The organism is Photorhabdus sp. CRCIA-P01 (assembly GCF_003545805.1).
GTDB lineage: Bacteria > Pseudomonadota > Gammaproteobacteria > Enterobacterales > Enterobacteriaceae > Photorhabdus > Photorhabdus antumapuensis.
This window is the reverse complement of the sequence record NZ_NMQR01000001.1, coordinates 25,256-51,457: the sequence shown is the minus strand read 5'-3', so window position 1 is coordinate 51,457 and position 26,202 is coordinate 25,256. Positions and strand designations below refer to the sequence as shown.

Here is a 26,202-nt window from a genome sequence, read left to right as displayed (position 1 = left end):
TTAGAAAAGTTTACTAATAAAAATAATTTTTCTATGGTAAGAATAGTCGTGAAGAACCGGCGCTGTTTGGCTTATCAGGGCAAAGTGATAAAAAAGAAAAAGTTTTTTCAAGAAAAATTAAAGGTTCTTTGAGGAGCGCCGATAAAACTGTTGGCGGTGGTGAACACCGTGGGTAAAACCCAAACTTATATATCGACTTGATTTTAAAAAGGAACTCTAATTATGGCACAAGTCATCAACACCAACAGCCTGTCCCTGCTGACTCAGAATAACCTGACCAAATCCCAGGGTACTTTGGGTAATGCTATCGAGCGTCTGTCTTCTGGTCTGCGTATCAATAGCGCGAAGGATGATGCGGCTGGTCAAGCGATCGCTAACCGTTTCACTTCAAATGTTAGAGGTTTGACTCAGGCAGCACGTAACGCTAATGACGGTATCTCTATTGCACAGACTACCGAAGGTGCTTTGAACGAAATTAACACCAACTTACAACGTATTCGTGAACTGGCTGTTCAGGCGAAAAACGAAACCAACTCTGAGAGTGATACCAAATCTATCCAGGAAGAAGTTACTGAGCGTTTAAAGGAAATTGATCGTATTTCTAAACAGACTCAATTTAACGGTGTTCATGTTCTAAGTGAAAAGAACGAAATGACCATTCAGGTTGGTGCTAACGATAACGAAGTTATCAAAATTAATCTGGAAAAAATTGACAGTAATATTCTGGGACTGGGTACATTCACTGTTTCTGCGGCAGTTCCACACGGCGAAGCAATTGAACAGGTTGACAATGGTGCAGGTGCGAAGAAAAATATCGATTACTCTGCTGATGCTAAAGTTAAAGACCTGAAAAGTGTAGAAGTCTATAAAGTTGTTAAGGATGATGGTTCAGTTGATCCTGACAACTATGTTGTCAAAGGTACTGACGCAGATGGTAAAGTAAAATATTTCGACGCTAAGATTGATAAGACTAGTGGTAAATTAACCGCAGGTAATGAAGTCACAGCTAAAGCATCAGAAAAGCCTCTGGAAACTTTGGACAAGGCTCTGGCAAAAGTTGACAGCCTGCGCAGTTCTCTGGGGGCTATTCAGAACCGTCTGGAATCTACCGTTAACAACCTGAACAACACGGTTAACAACCTGAGCGCTGCTCGTAGCCGTATCGAAGATGCTGACTATGCGACCGAAGTGTCTAACATGAGCCGTGGTCAAATTCTGCAACAGGCAGGTACTGCGGTTCTGGCTCAGGCTAACCAAATTCCTAATAACGTATTGTCTCTGCTGCGTTAATTGCTCAGCTAGGGCAATATGTGAACCTGATTCACATAAAAATCCAAATAAATCAAGGATCGGTTCGCCGGTCCTTCTTTTTTAGGAGTTTATCGGGAACAGCCTAAAATTTGTGATACTATTAGGCGGGCAATAAATTTCGCATAGGTGAAAAAGAAGCGTTTTTACTACATTGTTCAAACGATTGCCCTTGTTAGGGGATTGGATAATGAGGGTTAGTCTCTTTTTCCAAAGGTGTCTGTTGTTGTGAGCGATTTGTATACCGCCGAAGGCGTGATGGACAAAAACAGCCTCTGGAAGCGCTACGTACCATTAGTTCGCCATGAAGCGTTAAGGCTACAAGTTAGGTTACCCGCGTGTGTGGAGCTGGATGATCTACTTCAGGCCGGGGGAATCGGCTTACTAAATGCGGTGGAACGCTTTGATTCCTTACAGGGAACCGCGTTTACCACTTATGCGGTACAACGCATCAGAGGTGCAATGTTGGATGAGTTAAGGAGCCGCGATTGGGCTCCGCGTAGCGTGCGCCGTAATGCGCGCGAAGTGACGCAAATCATCCGTAAACTTGAGCAAGACTTAGGCCGTCCAGCCAGTGAGCAGGAAGTTGCTAAAGAATTAAAGATTGATCTGGTAGAATATCGGCAGATACTGTTAGATACGAATAACAGTCAGTTGTTTTCGTATGACGAATGGCATGAAATGCATGGTGAAAGCTGTGAACCTGTCATTGAAGAAGGGCATGAAACCAATCCCTTACAACAATTGCTGGAGAGTGACGTTCGTCAACGGGTAATTGAGGCAATCGATTCGTTACCTGAACGAGAAAAAATGGTTCTGACGCTGTATTATCAGGAAGAACTTAATCTGAAAGAGATTGGCGCAGTACTTGAAGTCGGGGAGTCCCGTATAAGTCAGCTACACAGCCAGGCGATTAAACGCTTGCGGGCACGCTTAAATCCGGAAAAGTAACTTTTTTGCTTATTTGTTTTTTTGTTTAAGACTACACACAGGGCTTATCTCTTATGTCTGTTACAACACAAAAGAAACGGCCGCTCAGCCGTTACATTAAAGACTATAAACATAGTCAAACTCATTGCTTGCATTGTCACAAAGCTCTTGACCGTATCTCTTTGGTTTTTAATGGCCAAGTGATCAACAAAGAGTCCATCTCCGAGATGACGGAGTTGATTGATGACAAGACTTGGGATGAGCTGCAAGATAAATTTGTCGCGTTATGCCGTTTTTGCAGTGAGATTTATTGCAATAGCGAGACAGATTATTTTGACATCATGTCGTTCAAACAGTACCTGTTTGAACAGACTGAAATGAGTCATAGTACTGTTCGTGAGTATGTGGTGCGTTTACGACGTTTGGATGAATTGCTCACTTCAAGCAATTACCCTGTAAAAGAGTTCACAACAGAGAAAATTCAGGAAAAACTGAGTGAGAAACTGTCACAGTCGGCATTCAGTAACTACAACATTGCTTTGCGCAAGTATGAACAGTATTTGAGCTGGCAGCAGGGCGGTCACTAAGCTGGAAGTATAAACAGCAAAGAGATGATTAATTTGGGGGGAACACATTTTTGATGTGTTCCCCTTAGCTCGTTGACAAACTTCGTTAAAAATAATGAGGTTTTTTTCTTTCATGATGAATAATCATGCAACTCGTTTTCCTCATTAATCCGGCTTAATCGCTCGCTAGGGGGTTATGTTAGCTTCTGCTGCATTGAATATTCTCGCCATCCAGAAGTAAAAACAACAAAGCATCACAACTAGCAATGTTATCTTCTTGATATTTTGGGCTATTGCTGCCAAAAGGCACTGTATTTAAACTTTCAGCAACCAATGAAAATGGGTATAACAGTGTCCGTGATGCTGCTTCGTATCAGCAAAACTGCGCTCTATCGCCTCCTTTTGTCGCGCGTAGAGCTTTTTACCCCACGGTGTTAATCGGTTCTCTTGTTTGCTCTTTGCTGGTTTTTCAAACATGGAGGGTTATCTTTTTTCTGCCTTTAGCATGAGTACAAGTGCTGCGTTGCGGACAATATTGGCAGATCGCTTGGTAGTCTTCATTGACGGTTTTATCCAGTGCATCAAGATAAGCTCTGGGGAGAGCTGGCTGTCTGACATTCTCCAATTTATGTGGATTAATGCTGGCTTTCAGGTGGGAACTGTCCATCTGGTGAACGGAACTTAATTAAAACAAAGTGCTGGATAAAAAACCAGAATTTTGTCAATAACATTATCGTAATATATTCATAACATTTATTGTGATCTGTATCATAATTACAAAGAAAATAAAAAGACATTATGAATATTGTAGATTATATAATTAAGTGACTTTATGAAAAGTCACTTTTAAAACTAAATTGAGGATATAAAGATGTAAAAGAAAACATCTGTTGAAGTTGAAGAAATGACCTGCGGTTCATACAATAAATAAAAATATTGGCGTATGGCTAACCAATTTTGGTTGGCCATGTTTTGTGTAAGGAGGAGGCATGAGAATAGCATGTGGTTTTAATTCTAATTTTCTTAGCGGTGAAATATACATACCGAGTAAAGTATCGATGATAGAATTAGGGATTACTGCATACAATATTTTATCAGTTGCAGAAAAAAGAACTCCATTCGAAAGATACAATGGAAAATTCTCTCTTCACATCGCCAGAAGTGCAATAACAGAAGATATGCGATCAGGTTGTAACTATATTAATAACATTATGCCAAAAATAATCAACAAGGAAAAAACAATTAGCATTGGTTTTCATTTATGTGGGAGTAGAAAAGATAACATTGGTAAGTATGGTTTTACTCCCCATTATGCAAGAAGCAATAGGAAAGAAAGAAATGCTATAAATTTCTTAAAAAGAGTTTCCCAAATATATCAGATAGATACGTGGATAGAAAATTCAAATTTTTACTCTGGTGAACCAAGTGAGATCTCTAACGCGATAATAAGCGCGAATTATATAAGTAAAGAAAGTGATTCTAAACAAATAGTTGATTTGGCTCATTTAATCATCAATTCAGTAAATGCAAAAGTTGATCCTCTTATATTTATTGGAATGATAGATTGGGATAATGTAGTCGAGGTTCATCTATCAGGCATAATTGAGGGGAGGGATGGGACATTTCATGATGGGCATTCAGAGAGAGTTCATCATATTGTTTGGGATTCTTTTGAGAAAATAGTTTCCAGCAAATTAATCAAAGAAGATTGCTATATAAATATTGAGCACACGGAAAATTCTTGGTTAAAGAATTTAGCTGGCTATAATAATGACTTTGAAAAACTAGATTCAATTTTATTAAAAAATAAAAAAACAAGTAAACTCTCAAATACCAACATGAGTGATTATGCGAGATCATATCTATCAAAAACCCTGCTGGCAGCCATAAAAAACAAGAAGGAAATTGAAATCGCTAAGTCAGAAAACATTGAGTCACTTATATCTAGTTGGATATTAAGTATAGAAGGAAGTGAAGTAAATCTATGTCTAACAAAAGAAGAGGAAGATGAAACTATAAATTCAGTTCATTATTTAAAATCATTCGAAAATTTTTTGAATAGGTGAATCATGCAAATAGGAACCAATTGGTCTGGGAATAGAGAACTAAGTGTTCTAAAAGAGATAATATCACTAAAAAAGGTCGATTTTATAGAGATATTAATTGATAACTTTTTATAGTGTTCTCCTGACTCAATACTTGACATAAGCAAAGGATTACCGATAGCATTTCATATCATGAACTCTAAATATATGCACAGAAGCAAACAAGATTTAGAGAGTATAGGGAAAAGAATAAGATTACTCCAAAAAGAACTAAACCCCATATATATATCTGACCATGTGGGTGTTTTTTATCATAATAGCTATCCTTTACCAACAATGAGTGAAGTAGACTACTCTTCTGAAAAAGATAAATACTTCGATTCAGTAAGCCTTTGGCAAGACATAATTGGAGAAAAAATTTATTTAGAAAACTTCCCTTCAATACTTGATGAAAACGCTAGGCTACAACCAGATTTTTTTAAAGAAATGACAAAAAAATGCGGCAATGGACTTTTGTTTGATATATCAAATGCTGTGATTGCACAAGAAAACACAGGAACTCCATTTGAAGAATGGCTTGATATAGAAATGAACCATCTTCATATTGGTGGTTATGCAGAAACATCATTATGCCCTGTTTTCCTGGTCGACACTCATGCAGATGGAATATCTAATCTTTCATTAGAGTATTTTTATAAGTTGGAAACAGAGAGTAAGGACAACCTTACATCACTATCTGTTGAAAGAGATGATAATTTTATATTAGGAGACTGGATTAATGACATCGAATTATGCAGACAATAGAAATTGTTACTCTTATGTTGTAACTGGAGAGTCCGAATCAGAACTACCAAAAAACAAATCAAACTCTCTATCTAAACTTATGATCTACAACATAACTTGCGTACTAAATAATCCTCTGAGCCGATCTAAAGCCGAAGTTTCTTTTGAAGAAGTAGAAGAATTTATACGTTGGGCAAACAAAAGGAAATATCATCTCAACTGGAGAATATTTGCATACTTTTTATCTTTCAGATATGAAAATAAAAAGCCCCTTACAGATAAGATGATTAATGATTTATTAATCTTCTCAGCAAGCCAATGGACTTATTTTGATAAAAGCGACAAAGAAGAGATAATAATATACTCCAAGATTAAAGAAGGATATAAGTTTATAGCAAAAAAGTCAAAAAAAGCATCAGTTGCGAGAAAATTATACATAGTTAAGATTGATATTATGAATGATGGATCTCATGATGAAAGAAAAGAAATTATATATATTTGACAAGAGTATTATATTGCCATCGATAACAATGTTTAAGAGTAGAGTACTCAACATGGCAATGCAACTCATTATTACTGCACTAATATATCAATTGTCTGTAGACAATGCTGGTTTTTTTTACTATCATCACAGTTGATTCAGATATTTGTTGTTGCTTCATGTACCTTTTTCATCGGCATTAATATAAAATCAGACATTGAAAATAAAAACTACACTTACGAAAACTACACTTGGCTTTTAATGACAGGGACGATAATAGGTTTATTAATAACTCTAATATCTGTGATATCAATACATTATTACAGTGACCATACAGTAATAAAGAAAACAGCATTGATACTATCAATCGGCATTATACCATTATGTATATATTCTGTTAACTGTGCAATCCTAGAGTCTACAAAACAAGAAAGATACATGGTAAAAGTTAACTCATTCAGTATATTAGTAAATGTATTCGCCCTGATTGTATTATACTTATTTACTGGTGATTTAATATTTTCTATTGCTCTTGCCATCAGTATCTCAAGGGCATACATGGCCATCTCATCTTCAATCCCATTAATAAAGTTTATAAAATGGAAAAAAATTGATTTGCCTTACATTAAGGATATTATGATTATAGGAATAAACGAGGCTTTGACATCTACATTATTAGTAATATTGATGTCTATTTTAATAAGGTTTGTATCGACATTAATTTCAAACATAGAATTATCAAAATTATTTGTTTACATGGGGGTTATGAATTACCTATTTGTCACAGGTTTTTCTGCTATTATTTCATTGGCTTCAAATTACAGAGGGGGTGACAGCAATTTTTTAAATATCGCGATGGGTACTAACTTCTTTTACCTTATTATTTTTTTCAGCCGTCTCACCATTAATTAGTTTGATGCTGTTTAACACGCTAACAGAAACAATAGACATAATAACTTGCGCATTAGTTATATTCTTTGACTTGATTTCTTTATCTATTATTAACAGAATAAGGAGCAAATCACCAAACTCAAAATCTGTATATCTTAAGGTGATTCCCATTATCACCGTACTTGTGGTCACCTCTACATTAATTAGCCCAACATCATTCGAAATATTATTGACTTTTGTATGCAGTAATATATTGTATATGTTAATTTCATTAATATGGTATTCGCTATGGAAAAAGAAATCTTTGTTTTTAGAGAAGTTAACGTAGAAGATGCAAACAATCTCATTGTTTTTCTTAATGATTTGGATAACACATCGGAATTTATGTTGCTTGAGCCGGGAGAAAGAAAAACAAGTGTTGAAGAACAGATGGATATAATAAAAGGATTCGACAAAGACAGGCAAATGTTAATATGTGAAGATAACAAAAATATTGTTGGATTTATTGTTATATCTAGGGGCTTGTTCAATAGGAACAGGCATCTGGGTTCTATTGTTATTGGAGTGAAAAAAGAATATAGAAACAAAGGTATAGCGAGAACCTTACTCGACAAAGCGCAAGATTGGTCACGGAAAAATGGAATTAGCAGACTTGAGTTAACCGTTGCAATAAAAAACACATTGGCAATAAAGCTGTATTTGTCATCAGGTTTTATTTTTTCTGGCATCAGAACTAGCTCACTATTTATAAATGGTGAACTGACAGATGAATACTATATGACTAAAGGAATATCTGATGGAGAATTGAGGTAGATGATTACACTATTACTCCTATATTCGATGGGAGTTAACAGAGTTTTGAGGTTGACTTCTAATCTGGGGGGAACACATTTTTGATGTGTTCCCCTTAGCTACAGCCGAAATTAACCGATAGTCATCAGACTAGCATTGCCTCCCGCTGCCGCCGTGTTAATGCTCAGTGAACGTTCATGCAGCAGACGTTCTAACAGTAGATTAGTTTCTCCACGGGCAAAACCTTGTACGGAAATGATAACGCCTTTACGTTGAGCGACGTGTTCGCAAACTTGACGCAGTTGATCAGAGTCGCCGTGGTAAATAACCGCTTCGAATGCTGTATCTTCACTTTGCCAGTCCTGAACCAAATGGATTGATTTACGGACGCTATCTGGTAATTGACGAAACAGTTGTTGATGTAATTCATCATTTTGCCATAGCAACTGACAGCCTACAGACAGTGTTGCTGCCAGTTGAATGAATGTATCTTGTTGATTATCCGCCAGACACAGTACCTGACCACGAGGTAACAGGGTGTAAGTATTGCGTTCGCCTGTTGGCCCCGGTAACAGGCGAGTGGTACCACTTTGTGCCAGCAATTTATATTGTTGAACTAACTGATTTAGTTCTTCGTTGTGCTGATTGGCAGCCCATTCTGTCAGTGCATCAAAGGGTGCCATCAGTGCTGAACGGGCATTGGCATCCAATGGATATTCAGCATCCTGACGTTCCAACGTTTGGTTGATTGCATTTTGAGGACGGCAAGAGAGTAGACGATACAGATAGAGTGGGCCACCTGCTTTTGGTCCGGTACCGGACAAGCCTTCACCACCGAATGGTTGTACGCCAACAACAGCGCCTACCATGTTGCGGTTGACATACAGATTACCGACTTTCGCCTTAGCGGTAACTTGTGCAATCGTTTCGTCAATACGGGTATGGATGCCCAGAGTCAGACCGTAGTTAGAGTTGTTAATCTGCTCCAGTAACTTATCCAGTTCATTACGTTTGAAACGAACAACATGCAGAACCGGACCGAAAATCTCCTGTTTCAACTCATCAAAGCTTTCCAGTTCAATCAGTGTCGGTTTAACGAAAGTACCGTGATCCCACTCTTGATTGTCGACCACATTATCTTGTGTTGCCTGATAAATCGTGTGCCCTTTGGTACGCATTGCTTGAATATGGCGATCAATACCCGCTTTGGCTTCCGCATCAATGACTGGGCCGATATCGGTGGACAGGCGTTCAGGATTACCCATCCGGCATTCAGACATAGCGCCTTTCAGCATGGTGATGGTTCTTTCTGCTACATCATCTTGAATACAGAGGATACGCAAGGCAGAACAACGTTGACCTGCACTGTCAAAAGCAGAGGCGACCACATCCGTAACAACTTGTTCTGTCAGCGCGGAAGAGTCGACAATCATTGCATTCAGGCCACCGGTTTCGGCAATCAGAGGAGTTGGACGCCCTTGTGCATCAAGTCGTCCGGCAATGTTACGTTGTAACAGACCGGCCACTTCAGTGGAGCCAGTAAACATTACACCTCGCACTCTCTCATCACCCACCAGAAGAGAGCCAATGGTTTCACCTTGACCGGGTAATAATTGCAATGCATCGTGGGGAATACCTGCTTGATGCAGTATTTTGACCGCTGTTGCCGCAATTAATGGGGTCTGTTCCGCCGGTTTTGCTAATACACTGTTACCGGCGGCCAATGCAGCCGCTATCTGTCCGGTAAAAATAGCTAATGGGAAGTTCCACGGGCTGATACAGACGACCGGCCCCAGTGGGCGATGAGTATCATTAGCGAAATCATGGCGAACTTGTCCCGCATAGTAATGGAGGAAATCGACCGCTTCACGTACCTCGGCAATCGCATTATTAAAGGTTTTGCCGGCTTCCCGAACCAAAATACCTAATAGCGGTTGCATCTGGTTTTCCATTAATTCCGCCGCACGAACCAGAATAGCAGCCCGTTCTGATGGTGGTGTCGCAAACCAAATTGCGCCAGCTTCTGTTGCGACATCCAGCGCATGACTGACTTCCTGCTCAGTTGCCTCACGAACATAGCCGACAATATCCGAAGGGGCCGCCGGGTTTATAACCGGTTTAGTGGCCGGTAACTCACCTTGATGGTGATAATGGCCGCCCAGTAGTGGCTCGCTATACTGCTCTTCGGTAGCAGAACTTAATAGCGCACTGGAAAGAGAAGCCAGACGATGTTCGTTGGCCAGATCCAAGCCGGCTGAGTTTGCGCGATCTTTGCCATACAGATTGTGAGGCAGAGGGATTTTAGGATGTGGAAGACCGATTTGGACGCCGGTTTCGGCCAGCTTCTGGATCTTTGTCACTGGATCGGCAACCAGTTCATCCAGTGGTAATGTGGTATCGGCGATACGGTTGACAAAAGAGGTGTTAGCGCCGTTCTCCAACAGACGACGGACTAAATAGGCCAACAACGTTTCGTGGGTGCCTACTGGCGCATAAATACGGCATGGGCGGTTTAACTTACCATCAGCAATTTTCCCGACCACTTGTTCATACAGAGGTTCTCCCATGCCATGCAGGCATTGGAACTCATATTGACCGGGGTAATAGTTTTGGCCCGCCATATGATAAACAGCAGCTAAAGTATGGGCGTTATGGGTAGCAAACTGAGGATAAATCAGATTAGGTACTGACAATAGTTTGCGGGCACAAGCCAGATAAGAAACGTCAGTATAAACTTTGCGGGTGTAAACTGGGTAACCTTCCAGCCCATCGATTTGAGCACGTTTAATTTCGCTATCCCAGTAAGCGCCTTTTACCAGTCGCACCATTAATCGACGGCGGCTGCGTTGTGCTAAGTCAATGACCGCATCGATAACAAAGGGGCAGCGTTTCTGATAAGCCTGAATCACGAAACCAATGCCATTCCAGCCAGCCAGTTGTGGTTCAAAACAGAGTTTTTCCAACAAATCGAGAGAAATTTCCAGACGATCTGCTTCTTCGGCATCAATATTGATACCAATATCGTATTGGCGTGCCTGTAATGTCAGGGAAAGCAGGCGTGGATATAGCTCATTCATGACGCGTTCATATTGAGCGCGGCTATAACGCGGGTGCAGAGCAGAGAGCTTAATGGAAATTCCAGGCCCTTCATAAATGCCGCGGCCGTTAGATGCTTTCCCGATAGCATGAATCGCTTGTTGGTAGGAAACCATATAATCCTGAGCATCTTCCTCGGTTAAAGCGGCTTCACCTAGCATGTCGTAGGAGTAACGGAACCCTTTTTCTTCCAGCTTACGCGCACTTGCCAGCGCTTGAGCGATGGTTTCTCCTGTCACAAACTGTTCACCCATCAGGCGCATTGCCATATCTACGCCTTTACGCACTAATGGTTCGCCACTCTTACTAATAATGCGATTCAGCGAAGTGGAGAGTTTGGCCTCGTTATGGGTAGAAACCAGTTTGCCGGTAAACAGCAGACCCCAGGTTGCCGCATTGACGAACATGGATGAACTTTGGCCCAGATGAGAATGCCAATTGCCGTTACTGATTTTGTCGCGGATCAGCGCGTCGCGAGTGGCTTTATCAGGGATACGGAGCAAGGCTTCCGCAAGACACATCAGAGCAACGCCTTCCTGAGATGAAAGCGAGAATTCCTGCAATAGCCCTTGAACCAGACCTGAACGACCAATGCCGTTTTTCTGGTTACGCAATTTTTCTGCAATGCTGTAAGCCAGCTTATGAGTTGCTTGAGCCTGATCTTCTGGCAATTGTGCCTGTTGTAACAGCATGGGAATGGCTTGTGTTTCTGGCAGGCGATAGGCAGCAGTAATTGCAGAACGTTTTACTGATTGCGGTAGGATATGTTCTGCGAAGTCGAGGAAAGGTTGATAAGAAGAGTTTGTTACCGTTTCTTCTGCGATTATTTTCTCTTCTTTAACATCTTGGTTAGCGGAGAGTTCAGCGATCTGCTCATCATTTTCAAGACGTTCAAGATAATTAAAAATAGCTTGTTTAATCAGCCAATGTGGAGTGCGGTCAATCCGTTGTGCAGCAGCCTTAATGCGATCACGCGTTGCTTCGTCAAGCTTCACGCCCATTGTTGTACTACCCATCCTTGCTCCTTAATAGGTAAGGTTTATCTAAAATTACATGATAATATCTGACATGTTGCAACTTTGTGCAACCTTATGAGAATCGCTTGTTTTATTTTTGTGAAATTAATCTAGTTATTATAATTAGGTGGGTATATTTATTTTTGTGATTTTATCTGGTTGATACACATTGGTTTAACATTTTATAGCTAACATCGGGGTGTAACCCTGAAATGGTTAAAAAGTATAATTTTTAAATCAAATAAATGTGATTCAGTAAACGTTTTTTGTAAAAAGTGGCGTTAATTAGTTGTTAAATTACCTGATGCTAATCTAGGATTCACTGTAACTTTCTAATTGGTTACAAAAATAATTATTTCAATTTAGAATTATGGACCATTTTTAGGTGCAATCAGGTGCAACGTTCCTGAACCTGACAGGGAAAACTCTGTGTACCCAGGAGAACTGCGGATTTGCAAAACACAGATAACACTATGGAGAACTTGCATGACAGTAAATACACCAATGCTAATCACTTTTATTGTCTACATTACTGGAATGTTGTTGATAGGTTTTTTGGCTTATCGTTCAACTAAAAATTTTGATGACTATATCTTGGGAGGAAGGCGATTAGGTAGCGTGGTAACGGCTTTGTCCGCCGGTGCTTCGGATATGAGTGGCTGGTTATTAATGGGCTTACCTGGCGTGGTCTATTTCGCGGGGATTTCAGAAAGCTGGATAGCCATTGGCCTCTCTTTAGGCGCTTACCTGAACTGGAAATTGGTGGCAGGCAGGCTACGGATCCAGACGGAAGTCAATAATAATGCGCTAACATTGCCGGACTATTTCACCAGTCGTTTTGACGATAGCAGTAAAATCCTACGTATTATTTCCGCGCTGGTTATTCTGATCTTCTTCACTATCTATTGTGCTTCTGGCGTGGTTGCCGGAGGATTGTTATTTGAAAGTACGTTCGGTATCAGTTATCAGAAAGCCATGTGGCTCGGTGCGGCGGCAACAATTGCCTATACTTTCTTAGGCGGCTTTCTGGCGGTTAGTTGGACTGATACGGTTCAGGCTTCATTAATGATCTTTGCGCTTATCTTGACCCCGATTATCGTTATTTTCTCTGTGGGGGGCATTGATACCTCTATGGCTCTGATAGCAGCAAAAAGTCCGGCTTATATGGATATGTTTAAAGGGTTGAACTTTATTGCCATTATCTCGCTGTTGGGTTGGGGGTTAGGTTATTTTGGTCAACCACATATTCTTGCGCGTTTCATGGCGGCGGATTCCCATCATACTATCCGCAAAGCTCGTCGTATCAGTATGACCTGGATGGTGTTATGTTTGGCAGGCACAATTGCTGTCGGTTTTTTCGGTATTGCTTATTTTGAAATTCATCCTGAACTGTCTGGTGCGGTCACAGCCAACCGTGAGCGTATCTTTATGGAATTGGCGGTTGTTCTGTTTAATCCGTGGATAGCGGGCATTTTACTCTCTGCTATTCTGGCCGCGGTGATGAGTACCTTAAGCTGTCAGTTGCTGGTGTGTGCGAGTGCTTTGACGGAAGATCTTTATAAACCCTTTATCCGTAAATCCGCCAGCCAGAAAGAGTTGGTGTGGGTGGGGCGTTTCATGGTGTTGCTGGTGGCGGTCATCGCGATGGTGATAGCAACCAATCCGGACAATAAAGTACTGGCTCTGGTCAGTAATGCATGGGCTGGATTTGGTGCTGCGTTCGGCCCAGTTGTACTGATTTCTGTTATCTGGAAACGTATGACACGTAATGGCGCATTAGTGGGGATGTTGGTCGGGGCCGTCACGGTATTGGTGTGGATGAAATACCAGTGGTTTGCGTTGTATGAAATTATTCCTGGCTTTATCTTAGCTTCTATTGCGATCGTGGTTGTGAGTCTGTTGGGTAAAGCGCCGAGCAGCGCATCGCAACAGCGTTTTATTGATGCTGAGGCGCAATACAAAACTAAATGAGTTGAAATAAGGTAAATTGAAATAAACCGACAAACCTCGTTTAAAATAGCGAGGTTTGTTTTTTTCATCATGAAAAATTATTGATCATTTTTCCCGGTTTTGTCTCTGCTGCACGGGAGTCGCTTCCACATTAAAGATTTTTGGATGCCAGTGACTTTGAGTCGTTCACTAGGAGAATTATCGGCGATCAATATCGTCATACCTTCACCCAAAATATGCGTTTTTTGGCTATTGACAATAATGACCTTAGTACTTTGTGTACCGCAATCGATACCAGCATAGAGCGCCATGTGTTACTCCATTTCCAACATAATTTTGATATCTGTCGGGCGACCCTCCGCGGCTCGTTCGTAAGCTTTAACGCTGTCTTTAAATTTATAGGTTGCGGATAATAACGGGGTTACCTTGAGCTTGCCAGAGCTAAGTAAACGGATAGTACGAGGGTACATATTTGCATAGCGGAAAATAGTTTTGAATGTGATCTCTTTAGCTTGAGCCGAGACAATATCAAGTGGCGTTGGATCGATGGGCATACCGACCAGAACAGCGATTCCTCCCGGTGCAATGTGCTCTGAAATAGTGGCAATGACTGATTTTGCTCCACTACATTCAAAGAGAATATTGACGCCATTACCGTCGGTTAATGCGTTAACTTTCTCAGCGAGTACTTTGCTATTAACCGGGTGGAGACCTGGATACTGTTTCGCGATTTCTAATTTTTCATCGAACACATCACAAATAATAACATCAGAACAACCACCGGCTAATGCTGCAAGTGCGGTAACAACTCCGATCGTGCCAGCGCCAACAACTAGTGCGATATCTCCGGGTTTAATTTCTGCTTTTGTGGCTGCTTGCATACCGATAGCTAAGGGTTCAACCATTGCACCTTCGGCAAAACTGACATTATCAGGTAATTTGAACGTAAATGCTGCCGGGTGAATAACTCTTTCACGTAAGCAACCGTCAATAGGGGGCGTTGCCCAGAAACGGACTTCTGGATCTAAATTATAAATACCTGCCCGTGATTGTGGTGATTGCAGATTAGGAATTCCAGGTTCCATACAGACACGATCGCCGATTTTTAAGTGAGTCACATTCTTACCTACTGCTGTGATTACACCTGATGCTTCGTGCCCAAGGATCATCGGTTTTTCGACAACAAATGGCCCAATACGCCCGTATTGGTAATAATGCACATCGCTGCCGCAAATTCCCACCGAGTGAATTTTTATCTCAACATCATTTTCACCCAGTATTTCGGGGGCTTCCCAATCTTGAATTGAAATCTGACCTGCTTTTTCTAATACTAATGCCTTCATATCACTTTCTCCTATAAGTTTAAAAAGTGGCTGTGAAGTTTACAATAACGGCAGCCTGTTATTTAAATTCATCAATATTATTGATGTAATAAGGTGGATGACCCTATTTTGTAAGAAAGATTTTCTTAACCAGTAGAGTAAGTGTAGTGGTAGTTTGGTGGCTTGCAGCAATAAAAAAGACCTGTGGAGTATTATTCCAACAGGCCATATAAATATTAAAAATTTGAATAGGTTAGCTGTGCAAACGTGTTCTACGTTTTTTTACAATTTGAAAACCGATAATTAAAACCAGAAACCAAACAGGCGTGATGATTAATGCTTGACGGGTATCATCCCGTAAAGTGAGTAATATCAGAACAAATGCAAAAAATGCCAGACAGACCCATGACATGATAATACCCAATGGCATTTTATAGGTTGAAGCCTTATGTAATGCCGGGCGACGTTTCCGGTAAACCAAATATGAACATAGGATCATGCTCCAGATAAACATAAACAGAATGGCTGAAACGGTGGTTACCAGGGTAAATACATGCATAACATCAGGAATTAAATAAATCAGCACCACGCCACAGGATAAACATAAACAGGTGAAGATTAACCCCGATGCAGGCACGGAACGGCGTGAAAGGCGACTGAATTGCTGTGGTGCATCACCTTCTTTTGCTAACCCAAATAGCATGCGGCTGGTGGAGAAAACCCCGCTGTTTGCTGACGAGGCGGCAGAGGTTAATACCACAAAGTTCACGATACTGGCGGCGGCGGGTAGACCAATCAGAACAAACAGTTCAACAAAAGGGCTTTTGTCCGCAATGATTGAACGCCACGGTGTGACTGACATAATAATTATCAGCGCCAGCACGTAGAAGGTGATAATCCGAATCGGGATGGCATTAATGGCTCTGGGAAGCGATTTCATTGGATCTTTAGTTTCCGCGGCCGCCGTGCCTACTAATTCAATGCCCACAAAGGCAAATATAGCTATCTGAAATCCAGCAAAAAAGCCACTTAACCCTGTGGGAAAGAATCCACCATCATTCCATATATTTGCCAGTGAAGCGGTATGACCGGCTGGAGATTGAAAATGCATGCCAATCAGAACAGCACCTGTCACGATTAAAGCGATAATGGCAACGATTTTTATCATGGCGAACCAGAATTCCATTTCCCCGAATAATTTCACTGTAGCCAGATTAAGGGACAGCAGTAGTGAAACGCAGAGTAGGGAAGTGAGCCATTGTGGAAAATCTGGTTGCCAATAGCCGATATAGGAAGTGATTGCGACTACATCGGCGATACCGGTAATGACCCAACAGAACCAGTAAGTCCAGCCGACGAAAAAACCTGCCCAGGGCCCGAGCAAATCGGCGGAGAAATCACTGAATGATTTATAATTGAGGTTCGAGAGCAGTAGTTCTCCCATTGCGCGCATTACGAAGAACAGCATGAAGCCGATAATCATATAAACGAATATGATCGAGGGTCCGGCGAGAGAGATTGTTTTCCCTGATCCCATAAACAGACCCGTGCCAATGGCACCACCGATCGCGATAAGTTGTATATGCCGGTTACTTAGATTGCGTTGTAGTTGTGTTTCCCCAGTTTTAGCGGAAAGCGAAGTGTGTATATTTTCTGCCATAGAATAGTGTCCAATATTTTTATTTTCTTAGGTAAATTGTTACGGCTCTTCAAGTAGCCTTATATTGACGGTGTTTGCAAAAAATATTGTGACACAGATGACTATCACAATAACAGTCTGATCTCACTTTAAAAACAAATTGGCTACAATTTAGCTTGTCAGTGCTGCTGGAATTGAATATGAATTATTCATTCAGAAAAAAATGGTCATAATATATTGACGATAGCTTTATATAGGTGAATAATTACTCACATTGGGTTGTTAGCTCAGTCGGCAGAGCAGTTGACTCTTAATCAATTGGCCCGGGGTTCGAGCCCCCGACAACCCACCAATCAAATGAATAAGTTGTAAATAAAATTGTTAAGGTCGGGGACTATCCTATCCCCGACCTTGTTTGGTGATTATAATGATAGCGTTGACCAACCAATTTCTGGTACTTTCGAAGTGCCAATCCGATTCAGAATAACTCGGTATTTTTTCCAAGCCTACAAAGTCATGTATTCCTTACCATCCAATAGCAAACCAAAAAACTCGAGCTGGTTGATCATTATCGCTTTGATCAAGGGTTAATTTAAATCTCTCATTGCTAATAATTTTAAAATATGCAGAAATAGAACCTACTTCGTCGTTATCATGATCAGGTGTTGCTACTCCGACGACACAAATTGAGGGAAATGCAATAGGAAAATAGTATTCTCCAGTTGACTCGTTAAGAGAATCAGGAGATATTCCCCATTGATGAATCATCCCAGTTTCACCACATTTCCACCAACCATTTGTAGCTTTTAAAGCCGTGTTTTTACTGCCATAGCGAGCATTGGATTCATCTTTAGTATACGACAGTCCTGCTGGCTGATAATTACCATGTGGTTGGTATTTATTGTCTGATTCAGTTTTATCGTAACTTCCCACATCCCCTGCATTTAAGCTGATGTCACTGGATAATACCTTCCCATTGACTTTCCGGGTGTTGGGTACTTTGCCATTAATATTTTCATTCAATAAATTTATTATATCCTGAGTAAGTTTTTGCGTAACAGCTAATGTGTCACTATTACCAATTACATTTGTAAGCTGAACAACGCCTTTGTGGGTTAATGAGGCGTTTGGCACTGTGGTTGTGATTTTCCGTTCTAACGCTTTATTTAATTGTTTAGTGAGTTTGGCTATATCGCCATCATCCAGAATATCATTATTAGATTGTGTCGCGATAAAATCAGCTATCACCGATGATATAATTGATGATTGGCGAAGGACTTTATTTAATAAATCAATGGAAATAGTATTTAGTGGAAACCCAGTCTGTAAACTCTGGCTTTCTCTATATTTTTCTTGATGAATTATATTTGCATCATTACTAATAGAAAAAGCTTTAAAATCATTCTTTTTTTTCATATATATTCCTTAAATAATGTTGATTTATAATCAATATATTAAATTATTGTACAGATAATTTCTTGTCATTTACATCAACCATAGTCTAATTCAGATAAAGAATAATGATATGTTTTTATTAGCTCAGAAGATTAACTGTTTTTATATCGTTGATAGAAATAAAAAACAAAAATATTGTAACTGAAAATATGTTTAAATTATTTATATTCAACATTTGGAAATTATTTTTCTTTCATCCCTTTAATTTCTTTCTATGATTTTTTCTGATAATGCTTACTGGATTTATTATAAATAGTTATGGCGATTTAATATTTCGAAAAATCACCAAGATTATCAATTAAATAAAATATTCAACCTTGGTGATGATACATTGCTCATTGATTAAGATTAGAAACGATAGCCGACAGTTATATTAAAACCGTTAGTAGATAAGTGATCTTTCTCGTTTCCGTCTTTAATACTAAAACGGCTACCTTCATAACCGGCGGTAATTGAGGTGTTGGTTGTTGGATTGATAATAAAACCCGCTCCCCAACCTAAAGTACTTTTGCTTATTGCTTCCTTTTCAATATATCCGCCACTATAGTGTGGAGAAGGTTTATAGTGGGTGGAAGATTCTGCATTAATCCTGGATAATCCCAGTTGACCATATAAGCTAATATAGTTATTAATCCTATAGGTTGGGCCCGCCATTAGGGAATAGTACTTAACATCACTTTTTGAGTGATAATCTTTTGTCGTCTCTTTATCATCTCCTTTAGCAAAGGTAAATGATGATAATAGCCCCCATTGGTCATCCAATTCGTATCGATAACTCAATATTGCGCCATTTAGCGCACTCGCATCTTGTGGTTTCACATAGGCGTATCCGATTGAAGCTGTATGTTGTTCTGCTTGAGCAGGTAAAGTTATCGCAGATACAGAAAAGATAACTCCACAGCTTAATAACAATTTTTGCATTTCATTACACTCTATATACTTCTAAAATAAATGACTTTATACCCTTCATCTTTCAAGCTGCTGCTTTGTTGGCTACTTTCACTCACCCCAGTCACATCGTTATCTATGCTCCTGGGGATTCGTTCACTTGCCGCCGCGCTGCAACTCGAAATCTATTAGGTATATAACTCATTTAAACGATTTGCTTATCAGCAGTTGCGATGAATATCATAACTTACACCATTAGTATATATTTTTTGATTAAGTTTAGATGTTATTTTCAAATAATTACATTATCACTGATTTTTTAAGGATAGAAATAGTGATAAGGAAAAATCTAGTATTAAAATCATCATGCATTAAAGGTAAAACGGTATTTGACGGTGGTAGGCAATATTTTCCTAGAGCCAATAAATGATGGAATTGAAAGTAGGGTAGAATCCGTTGTTAAATTCTGTGGCGACTCACTATCGCCACTTAAAACTTACCATCGCTACTTAAAACAGAGCAGGCTTTAATGGTTGGCTATATTTTTATTCGTCTATAGTTGATTTTAGCCATTGGATAAAGGCATTGACTTTCTCATTCTGTTGTTGAGGCAGGGTACAGGTATAGTAATATTGTTTACATAATACTTCAGTGTTGGGAAAAGGGGCGACTAATTCATTATTTTCAATTTTTTCCCAAATCATATTTTTTCTTCCCATTGCAACCCCTGCGTGGTGTATTGCGGCAACGGCAGCTAAATCGGAGCGATCAAAGACGATACACTTTTGTGATGGATCCAGTGTAATGCCAAAGTGTTCTGCCCAAGTATTCCACTCTTTGGTATCAGAATCGTAGCTCCATGCTTGTTTATCATGTAATAGCGTGCAGTATCGTAGATTATCAATATTTCCCATTAGATTATGTTTTTCGGCATACTGCGGGCTACAGACCGGGGTAATATACTCACTCATCAGATATTGATGTGATAATTCGTTGGATATAATATCATCAAAATAGATCGCAAGATCGATACCATAACCGCGGAAATTCACATTTTCATTACCGACTAAGATGTTCAGGTTAATGGATGGATATCGCTGATTAAAATCAGCCAATTTAGGCACTAGCCAGCATTGAGTAAAAGTCGGACGGGAGTAAATCGTCAGGTTACCCGATAACTCCTGACTTTTTATTTCCAGAATTTCCTGATTGAGGTGTTCCAGCGTCGATTTAATTGTCCAAAATAAACGCTTTCCTTCACAAGTTAATTCAATTTTTCTGTGAAAACGTTGGAAAAGTTTGAATCCTAACTCTTGTTCCAGAGAACTGATTCGATGGCTGACCGCACTGGCAGTGATAGCTAATTCGTCAGCAGCCAGAACAAAAGAGCAGTGGCGAGCGGCTATCTCAAATGTATGCAGCTTTGATAACTGGCTTCCATTGAGTAACTTATTTACAACCATGAAATTATCATCTGTGTACATATTTATAGTGTTTCTAGTTCATCGACGACGGATAATATAACCGTATCATTAAGGCGGTATGTTTCAGATAGTTTTAGTGATTTAAATCGCAAATAAAGTGAAAATTTTGATCGGTATCACTGAATTGGCTCAATCTGATTCATGCATGACTATGTATTAATCATTTGTCAAAAATTGAATATTCATATTCAATAATGAAAATTCGTGTGATGAACAGAGGCTAACCGCGGGGAATGATTAAGTGGATTCACAACCTTGGGTGATTGGTACGTTACTTACAAGTATTGTGTTAATTGTATTTACGATAATTAAATTAAAAATTCACCCTTTTCTTGCACTATTATTAGCCAGTTTTTATGTTGGTGCCTTAATGGGAATGGACCCTGTTGAAATGGTGAACGCCATTCAAGGGGGAATCGGGGATACGTTAGGTTTTTTGGCCGCAGTGATTGGTTTGGGGACTATTCTTGGTAAGATGATGGAGATATCCGGCGCGGCAGAGCGTATTGGTATCACATTGCAAAAATGCCGATGGTTGTCACCTGATATCATTATGGTACTGATTGGTCTGGTTTGTGGTATTACGCTGTTTGTCGAAGTCGGGGTGGTATTGTTAATTCCACTGGCGTTTTCTATTGCCAGGAAAACCAATACGTCACTGCTGAAATTAGCGATTCCATTATGTACAGCATTGATGGCGGTTCACTGTATTGTTCCTCCACACCCGGCTGCATTATTTGTGACGAATAAACTGGGTGCGGATATTGGCTCGGTGATTGTTTATGGGCTGATAGTTGGCCTGTTTGCAGCTTTGGTGGGGGGGCCATTATTTCAGAAACTTCTCGGTAGCCGTCTGCCTTTTAAATCGGTTCCGGCTGAATTTTCTGAAATTGCCGTTCGTAAAGAAGAGGATTTACCCTCTTTAGGCGTGACATTGTTTACAGTGTTATTGCCAATTGGGTTAATGTTGGTTAAAACGGCTGCTGAATTAAATATGGAAAAAGGCACCATGTTTTATACGGCGCTGGAATTTATTGGTAATCCTATTACAGCTATGTTCATTGCCGCGTTTGTTGCCTATTACACCTTGGGCATCAAGCAAAATATGGAAATGAGTACGTTGTTGACGAAAACAGAAGATTGTTTCTCTTCTATCGCCAATATTTTATTAATTATCGGCGCGGGCGGAGCATTTAATAGTATTTTAAAAGTCAGTGGCCTTAGTGAGTCGTTGGCCGTTGTTTTGTCGAGTTTGGATATGCATCCAATTCTTTTGTCTTGGTTGGTTGCCATTATTTTGCATGCGGCGGTTGGTTCAGCAACAGTCGCAATGATGGGGGCAACAGCGATTGTTTCGCCTATGTTGCCGTTATATCCAGATATTAGCCCTGAAATCATTACATTGGCTATTGGTTCTGGTGCTATCGGCTGTACTATTGTGACTGATTCACTGTTTTGGTTGGTTAAGCAATATTGCGGGGCAACGCTCAGTGAAACTTTTAAGTACTACACAACCGCAACATTTATTGCGTCCGTGGTTGCGTTGATTGGGACGTTTCTTCTTTCTACCATTGTATGATGGCTACCATTGTGTAATGGAAAGAAGCAACAACTCAGCTTGAAAAATAAGAATAAGAAGTGCGAAGTGTCAATACCAGGGAAGCCTATAAAATAGGCAGCTTTTATAGCTAAAATAATAAAAAAATAAACATTAACGTAGTAATCGAAATAAGGGGAAGATAAAAATAAATAAAATATGATGTGCTGATATTGGTAAGAAGTTGTAGTAAACATAACATATTGAATATAATAAAATTCTAATAATCAAAAAAGCAACAGTTGTTTTTATATACCTAATAGATTTCGAGTTGCAGCGAGGCGGCAAGTGAACGAATCCCCAGGAGCATAGATAACGATGTGACTGGGGTGAGTGAAAGTAGCCAGCAAAGCAGCAGCTTGAAAGATGAAGGGTATATACCAGGGAAACACTCATATTGGGTTAACACAAACATGAAAAGTACTGAAATTCAACAATTACTAAATGAATATCCGTTAGTAAAAAATTTAATGGAATTAGAGGAAATCTTCTGGTTTAACCCTTGTAATACCACCTTGAAAGAGGGGTTGTCTTTTGTCGGTTTGGTCGCTGATGATGTTGGGGATGCTGAAGCACGCCTGGATCGTTTTGCGCCTTATTTATGTCAAGCTTTCCCGGAAACAGCCGCCATGCATGGCATCATTGAATCGGAAATAGTGGCTATTCCTGCGATGCGGAAAACACTGGAACAACATTATGGTGTGGATATCACAGGGAGAATTTTGCTTAAAAAAGACAGCCACTTGCCAATTTCCGGTTCGATTAAAGCACGAGGTGGAATTTATGAGGTGTTAACTCACGCGGAAAAATTGGCATTACAGGCAGGTTGGCTTTCTGAAAACGATGATTATAGCAAATTGTTTTCGGAAGAGTTCAGGCAGTTCTTTAATCAATACAGTATTGCTGTAGGTTCTACCGGCAATTTGGGGCTGTCCATTGGTATTGTCAGTGCAAGACTGGGCTTTAATGTCAGTGTGCATATGTCTGCCGATGCTCGTGAATGGAAGAAGCAAAAACTACGTTCACATGGGGTCAATGTCGTGGAACATGAACTGGATTACGGGGTAGCCGTAGCCAGAGGGCGTAAAGAAGCCGAATCTGATCCTAACTGTTTCTTTATTGACGACGAAAACTCCCAAACATTGTTTCTGGGATATTCTGTTGCAGGTGGACGGGTAAAGGCGCAGTTTGAGCAGATGAATATTGTGGTTGATGAAGATCACCCATTATTTGTTTATTTGCCGTGTGGCGTTGGTGGTGGTCCCGGTGGTGTTGCATTTGGATTGAAACTGGCTTTTGGCGATCATGTGCACTGCATTTTTGCTGAACCGACCCATTCTCCTAGTATGTTGTTGGGAGTATATACCGGTTTGCATGACAATATTTGTGTACAAGACATCGGGATCGACAATATCACTGCTGCTGATGGTCTTGCGGTAGGCAGGGCTTCCGGCTTTGTTGGGCGTGCGATGGAACGCTTGCTGGATGGATTTTATACTGTCCAAGATCAGGAAATGTATAATCTATTGGGCTTACTGGATCGTGATGAAGGTATCCGGTTAGAGCCTTCGGCGTTAGTTGGGATGGCGGGTCCTGCTCGTGTGAGTGGAAACCTCGATTATCTGAATAATAAGAACCTTTCAGCAGAGAAGATGAAACAGGCTACGCATTTGGTTTGGGCAACCGGCGGCGGCATGGTGCCCGCTGATGAAATGACAAAATATCTGGCTACAGCGAAAATTTAATTGTAAATAATTTAACGGGCTTCAAACCCAGATTATTTGAAAATAAAAATGGTGTTTTTCACAGGGACAATCGGGTTGCCAGTATCTGGTTTCTCAGGTTCAATGTCCCGCTGGCTTCCAGGCTATTACTGAAAAATGCGTTGATTTGGTTTCCTACTCTGAAAAGTCATCTCCTTAATGTTTTTCAAGTTGTATACCTAATAGATTTCGAGTTGCAGCGCGGCGGCAAGTGAACGAATCCCCAGGAGCATAGATAACGATGTGACTGGGGTGAGTGAAAGTAGCCAACAAAGCAGCAGCTTGAAAGATGAAGGGTATATACCCGCCAGCATTTGGCGGGTATATATCAATACATTTGTTACTTACATCAAACATTTTTGTCATTAAATGCGTGTGTTCCTGAGTATTTCCACAACGGTTCCCAGTAGGATTCTATGAAAGCTTTCACCGCGTCCTCTCCCTCAATAAGATAGTTGAATTCTGAAAGATATCCCGGATAGAGATTATCAGAACCAACCACGTATAGTTCATCATCAATGATTGTTACTTTTGCATGATTGCCAGGAGCAGGGGGGACTTTGGGATATACCGGACCACTTGCTTTAATTAAGGATCGGAATGGGCGTCCTATAGCACCTTCCTGTGGAGGTCTTTCAAAAAGAGACGGTTCTTTTAGTGTAGCAGTATAAGAATTTTCATCCGGGGTTGGCCATTTGTATGTAGCACCTTCAATCAAAAGATCTTCAGGTACTTTGTCTGTAAAGAAAAAAGGGGCAACCTCTATTCTTTTCAGTGCGGCTTGCCTAATTCCATCCGGATCTCTCAGCTTCTCATTGGTATGCTCATCATGTGTCAAATAGTATTTAAATAATTCAAACGTTCTTCTGGCTCCAGAACCAAAAGAATATTGATCACCAGAAGCACCTGCGGCTGCATCAAGTGGTGATACAACAATTTGAACTTCCAGCTCGGGGTTGGCAAGTAATGCTTCGATTAACCATCGGCATACATGATGATCTCGCCATTGTTTTTTCCATGCACTGACGAGATCCTGTTGGGACATGCGAATTTTTTTCTTTGCATTCTTTATTATAAACTCTTTCATTATTTCAGAGCCTTTTTTATAATCTGTTCGCATATCAGGACCAGCCCAATATTTACCTACGGATAATATCCTGCTTGCTTTCTTATATTCTGGGTCCTTAGGTGGATTTTTTAGGCATTCTTGTTTTTTTCTGTCTATATATTCAGTAATGTGCTCTTTTTTTAATGGATCTTCCGGCTTTCCCACAATACCATTTACATTTACCCATCTATTTTCATCTATATCAAAGAATTCTTTAGTTAAGAGGTCTGTATTCGCCTCCCACATGTTATTTAAAAATAATTGTGAGCTTAATGATGCCGTTCCTATAACTTTAACAGAGACATCATGAACGGGAGGGTAATGTTTAAAAAGATCCATATTTAAATTATGGCCCCCGACAAATGACTCAATTCCATCAACTGCGATAATTTTTGTATGATTCCATGTCATTCTGGTATCGGCTTCTGGAATCATTTCTTCTGGCAGCAGTTTCTTCTCTAATGATATTTTAAGTCCGTCTACTATCCTGTAAAATCGACCAATCCATATTTCAGGTATACACTCCCAATTATCTCTCCTTTCTTGAATTAATTTAATAATATCATTCTTCAATGCCAGATATTCAGGGGTACCTTCAAAGTATGAATTCACACCGTTTAACAAAGATGTCGGTGTCTGAGCGAATAAGAACCTTATCTGAGTTCTGTCCTTCCTGTTTATTTTCTTTGTAAATGCGCGATCAATAGCTGATAGGATAACTTTTCTCCACTCTGCATCCGGGGCATTCAAGGAGGAAATATCACAGCGATAACGCATGTTTTCCAGAATGCTTACAATAGCATCTTCAAATTCCGCTGCTCTTTTAACAGCTTGTGGCATTATCTCTTTTCCAAAAGGAAGCCCCCATACTTTGGGAGTATCAAATATTTTTACATAGTTGATTTCACTTGTTTTATTAAAGTAACCGTCCAGTTTTTCTTGTAAACCATCCAATAAACTCATATATGCATCCTCCGAGTAAAAATTTTTTTACATATCAACCAACAGCCTCCAGCATCAGGCAAGCTATTTATAATCATAACCAATTTTTGAGGAGGGGAGGTTAAAAAAGATAAAACTGGGCTTAC

19 protein-coding genes, 1 tRNA gene and 2 pseudogenes are annotated in these 26,202 nt (G+C 40.1%); 12 read left to right on the top strand and 10 right to left on the bottom strand.

The features are described from left to right. Window positions 1-222: 222 nt before the first annotated feature. From D3222_RS00280 to fliZ, 3 genes are all read left to right on the top strand, one after another. On the top strand, window positions 223-1,290 hold the full coding sequence (locus D3222_RS00280) for a FliC/FljB family flagellin (RefSeq protein ID WP_118984312.1): 1,068 nt from the start codon (window positions 223-225) through the stop codon (window positions 1,288-1,290). A 246-nt stretch (window positions 1,291-1,536) separates the two neighbouring features. Beyond that, window positions 1,537-2,259 (top strand): RNA polymerase sigma factor FliA, encoded by a 723-nt coding sequence (locus D3222_RS00275; protein WP_112876894.1) that lies wholly within the window; start codon window positions 1,537-1,539, stop codon window positions 2,257-2,259. Between the two features lie 53 nt (window positions 2,260-2,312). Continuing rightward, window positions 2,313-2,825 carry a flagella biosynthesis regulatory protein FliZ gene (fliZ, locus tag D3222_RS00270; RefSeq protein WP_011146218.1) on the top strand — a complete coding sequence of 171 codons (513 nt, stop codon included), beginning with the start codon at window positions 2,313-2,315 and terminating at the stop codon, window positions 2,823-2,825. A 165-nt stretch (window positions 2,826-2,990) separates the two neighbouring features. Here the strand turns inward: fliZ and D3222_RS00265 are convergent. Beyond that, window positions 2,991-3,351 (bottom strand): annotated as a pseudogene (locus D3222_RS00265) (transposase); the annotation flags it as partial. A gap of 442 nt (window positions 3,352-3,793) precedes the next feature. Between D3222_RS00265 and D3222_RS00260 the strand changes: the two are divergent. The 5 genes from D3222_RS00260 (at window position 3,794) to D3222_RS00235 (ending at window position 7,817) form a co-directional block, all read left to right on the top strand. Next, a complete protein-coding gene (locus D3222_RS00260; protein ID WP_118984311.1) occupies window positions 3,794-4,870 on the top strand; it encodes a multinuclear nonheme iron-dependent oxidase in 1,077 nt (358 codons plus the stop codon). A 129-nt stretch (window positions 4,871-4,999) separates the two neighbouring features. Then, window positions 5,000-5,653, top strand: a complete 654-nt coding sequence (locus tag D3222_RS00255) for a multinuclear nonheme iron-dependent oxidase (RefSeq protein WP_339367455.1) — start codon at window positions 5,000-5,002, stop codon at window positions 5,651-5,653. Further along, window positions 5,628-6,134, top strand: coding sequence for a hypothetical protein (locus tag D3222_RS00250; RefSeq protein ID WP_118984309.1), 507 nt, complete (start codon window positions 5,628-5,630; stop codon window positions 6,132-6,134). The genes D3222_RS00255 and D3222_RS00250 overlap by 26 nt, the downstream gene beginning before the upstream one ends. Window positions 6,135-6,551: 417 nt before the next feature. Beyond that, on the top strand, window positions 6,552-7,025 hold the full coding sequence (locus D3222_RS24895) for a hypothetical protein (RefSeq protein WP_157975259.1): 474 nt from the start codon (window positions 6,552-6,554) through the stop codon (window positions 7,023-7,025). A 267-nt stretch (window positions 7,026-7,292) separates the two neighbouring features. Beyond that, a complete protein-coding gene (locus tag D3222_RS00235) occupies window positions 7,293-7,817 on the top strand; it encodes a GNAT family N-acetyltransferase (protein ID WP_157975258.1) in 525 nt (174 codons plus the stop codon). 110 nt (window positions 7,818-7,927) lie between these two features. On the opposite strand, the gene putA is transcribed toward D3222_RS00235, so the two are convergent. Then, complete coding sequence (gene putA / locus D3222_RS00230; protein WP_118984305.1) at window positions 7,928-11,908, bottom strand: trifunctional transcriptional regulator/proline dehydrogenase/L-glutamate gamma-semialdehyde dehydrogenase; 3,981 nt, start codon at window positions 11,906-11,908, stop codon at window positions 7,928-7,930. 486 nt (window positions 11,909-12,394) lie between these two features. On the opposite strand from putA, the gene putP reads away from it, so the two are divergent. Beyond that, window positions 12,395-13,879, top strand: a complete 1,485-nt coding sequence (gene putP, locus D3222_RS00225) for a sodium/proline symporter PutP (RefSeq protein ID WP_118984304.1) — start codon at window positions 12,395-12,397, stop codon at window positions 13,877-13,879. Window positions 13,880-13,956: 77 nt separating this feature from the next. Here the strand turns inward: putP and D3222_RS00220 are convergent, their stop codons facing one another. The 3 genes from D3222_RS00220 to cycA form a co-directional block, all read right to left on the bottom strand. After that, a complete protein-coding gene (locus tag D3222_RS00220) occupies window positions 13,957-14,169 on the bottom strand; it encodes a hypothetical protein (protein ID WP_118984303.1) in 213 nt (70 codons plus the stop codon). A gap of 3 nt (window positions 14,170-14,172) precedes the next feature. After that, window positions 14,173-15,201 (bottom strand): NAD(P)-dependent alcohol dehydrogenase, encoded by a 1,029-nt coding sequence (locus tag D3222_RS00215; RefSeq protein ID WP_118984302.1) that lies wholly within the window; start codon window positions 15,199-15,201, stop codon window positions 14,173-14,175. Window positions 15,202-15,433: 232 nt separating this feature from the next. Then, window positions 15,434-16,840: a D-serine/D-alanine/glycine transporter gene (gene cycA / locus D3222_RS00210; protein ID WP_118984301.1), complete on the bottom strand. Its 1,407-nt coding sequence runs from the start codon at window positions 16,838-16,840 to the stop codon at window positions 15,434-15,436. A gap of 255 nt (window positions 16,841-17,095) precedes the next feature. Between cycA and D3222_RS00205 the strand changes: the two genes are divergently transcribed. Next, window positions 17,096-17,171: transfer RNA gene (locus tag D3222_RS00205), tRNA-Lys, on the top strand. Window positions 17,172-17,241: 70 nt separating this feature from the next. Here D3222_RS00205 and D3222_RS26570 read toward each other — a convergent pair. The 4 genes and pseudogenes from D3222_RS26570 to dsdC form a co-directional block, all read right to left on the bottom strand. Further along, window positions 17,242-17,316 (bottom strand): annotated as a pseudogene (locus D3222_RS26570) (tail fiber assembly protein); the annotation flags it as partial. Between the two features lie 28 nt (window positions 17,317-17,344). Next, window positions 17,345-18,235, bottom strand: coding sequence for a gp53-like domain-containing protein (locus tag D3222_RS00195; RefSeq protein ID WP_118984300.1), 891 nt, complete (start codon window positions 18,233-18,235; stop codon window positions 17,345-17,347). A gap of 387 nt (window positions 18,236-18,622) precedes the next feature. Beyond that, window positions 18,623-19,195, bottom strand: a complete 573-nt coding sequence (locus tag D3222_RS00190) for an Ail/Lom family outer membrane beta-barrel protein (RefSeq protein WP_118984299.1) — start codon at window positions 19,193-19,195, stop codon at window positions 18,623-18,625. Window positions 19,196-19,707: 512 nt separating this feature from the next. After that, on the bottom strand, window positions 19,708-20,646 hold the full coding sequence (gene dsdC, locus D3222_RS00185; protein ID WP_118984298.1) for a DNA-binding transcriptional regulator DsdC: 939 nt from the start codon (window positions 20,644-20,646) through the stop codon (window positions 19,708-19,710). A gap of 241 nt (window positions 20,647-20,887) precedes the next feature. Here dsdC and dsdX point away from each other — a divergent pair, with 241 nt between their 5' ends. Together dsdX and D3222_RS00175 are read left to right on the top strand one after the other, a co-directional pair. After that, window positions 20,888-22,225 (top strand): D-serine transporter DsdX, encoded by a 1,338-nt coding sequence (dsdX, locus tag D3222_RS00180; RefSeq protein WP_118984297.1) that lies wholly within the window; start codon window positions 20,888-20,890, stop codon window positions 22,223-22,225. A gap of 431 nt (window positions 22,226-22,656) precedes the next feature. Next, window positions 22,657-23,988 (top strand): D-serine ammonia-lyase, encoded by a 1,332-nt coding sequence (locus D3222_RS00175; RefSeq protein WP_118984503.1) that lies wholly within the window; start codon window positions 22,657-22,659, stop codon window positions 23,986-23,988. 367 nt (window positions 23,989-24,355) lie between these two features. Here D3222_RS00175 and D3222_RS00165 read toward each other — a convergent pair whose 3' ends face one another. Then, the gene (locus D3222_RS00165; protein WP_118984296.1) at window positions 24,356-26,077 is read right to left on the bottom strand and encodes a phospholipase; all 1,722 of its coding nucleotides are present in this window, start codon (window positions 26,075-26,077) and stop codon (window positions 24,356-24,358) included. Between the last annotated feature and the right edge of the window lie 125 nt (window positions 26,078-26,202).